At 38.0% G+C, this 1,368-nt stretch carries 1 protein-coding gene; it reads left to right on the forward strand.

From position 1 onward, the window contains the following. Window positions 1-309: 309 nt before the first annotated feature. Window positions 310-1,038: a gamma-glutamyl-gamma-aminobutyrate hydrolase family protein gene (locus tag H540_RS0122265; RefSeq protein ID WP_028402439.1), complete on the forward strand. Its 729-nt coding sequence runs from the start codon at window positions 310-312 to the stop codon at window positions 1,036-1,038. The last annotated feature ends 330 nt before the right edge of the window (window positions 1,039-1,368 follow it).

Consider the following 1,368-nt stretch of genomic DNA (forward strand, 5'->3'; position numbering starts at 1 on the left):
TGACGAAGGCAATCCCTTCTCTGATGGAGTGACGTGAGAGTCGTCATGGAAGCGGAGGTTTCACCTGGTTCCTCTGTGATTTGGTATGATTTGGTGCGATTTTATTAACCAGGTAGCATAAAGAGTGTACTGTTTGCTTATAACGATATAAAATATAGAACTAAACAGTAATCCATGATTTAAGTGTTGCGGAACATTTACGTACGAAAATCTATATTATGTATTTAGGAGAGATTACGGAAATCACACTAAGAGCTCCATAACATTCATGAGTGCAATAACTATTTCAAAGAAAGAAGGAAAAGTAAGGTGAAGCCTTTTATCGGGATATCAGGTAATATTATCTCTGATCAAGGAAAGCGTTTTCCAAGCTATAAACGAGCATATGCAAGCAATGATTACGTTGAAGCTGTTACGTTGGCAGGAGGGGTGCCCGTGATTATGCCAATCGTAGAAGATAAAGATCTTATCAAACAACAAGCGGAGCGGATAGATGGACTTATTTTATCAGGAGGGCAGGATGTAGACCCATTGCTTTATGGGGAAGAACCTTCTCAAAAGTTAGGAAGTATTTCTCCGAAAAGAGATGTATACGAACAACATCTTATTCAATTTGCGATTCAAAAAAAGAAACCTATCCTTGCGATTTGCCGGGGGATGCAAATTTTAAATGTTACGTGCGGCGGAACGCTTTACCAAGATATTTCATTGATCGATGGCGCGTCAATCGAACATAATCAACGTGCAAGTTCGAACATTCCGACTCATTCTGTTAGCATTAAGGAAGGTACGCATTTATACCGACTTTATGGAGAACAAATAAGCACGAATTCCTTCCATCACCAGGCCGTTAAGAAAGTGGCACTCGGCTTTCGAGTTGCTGCCTTATCAAAAGATGGAGTGATCGAGGCAATTGAAAAAGAAGGGGATCATTTTGTAGTGGGAGTTCAATGGCATCCGGAAATGATGGCAAAGGAACATGAGTATATGCTTAATTTGTTTAAACTATTTATCGAACAACAAAAGTTTCCTGTGTAAATTATATACAACTGAATAAAAAAAACGTATTTTTATAGTCGGATGCTCTCTCCCCCTAAAAGAAAAGTTTTTATGCCGTTCTTTTTAGTTGCATTTATATATAATGAGTTTAAAGATTGATAGTCTCTCAATATATATACAAACAAATAAGGTAAAGGCGTATGAATTCATACGGACGTTTGTAAAATTATTTTGGACCTTTGAACATGAAAATCCTTTACGAACATGTGAACTACCATGAACCTAAAGGTATCGTGGCTTCTGAAAAGAAGCTACATAGTCTCTAGTTTCGTCCCTTCGGGGTAAGTTCACCAGACTCAGTTAGGAGAA

The sequence above is a fragment of the Ectobacillus panaciterrae DSM 19096 genome (genome assembly GCF_000430785.1).
Taxonomy (GTDB): domain Bacteria; phylum Bacillota; class Bacilli; order Bacillales; family Bacillaceae_G; genus Ectobacillus; species Ectobacillus panaciterrae.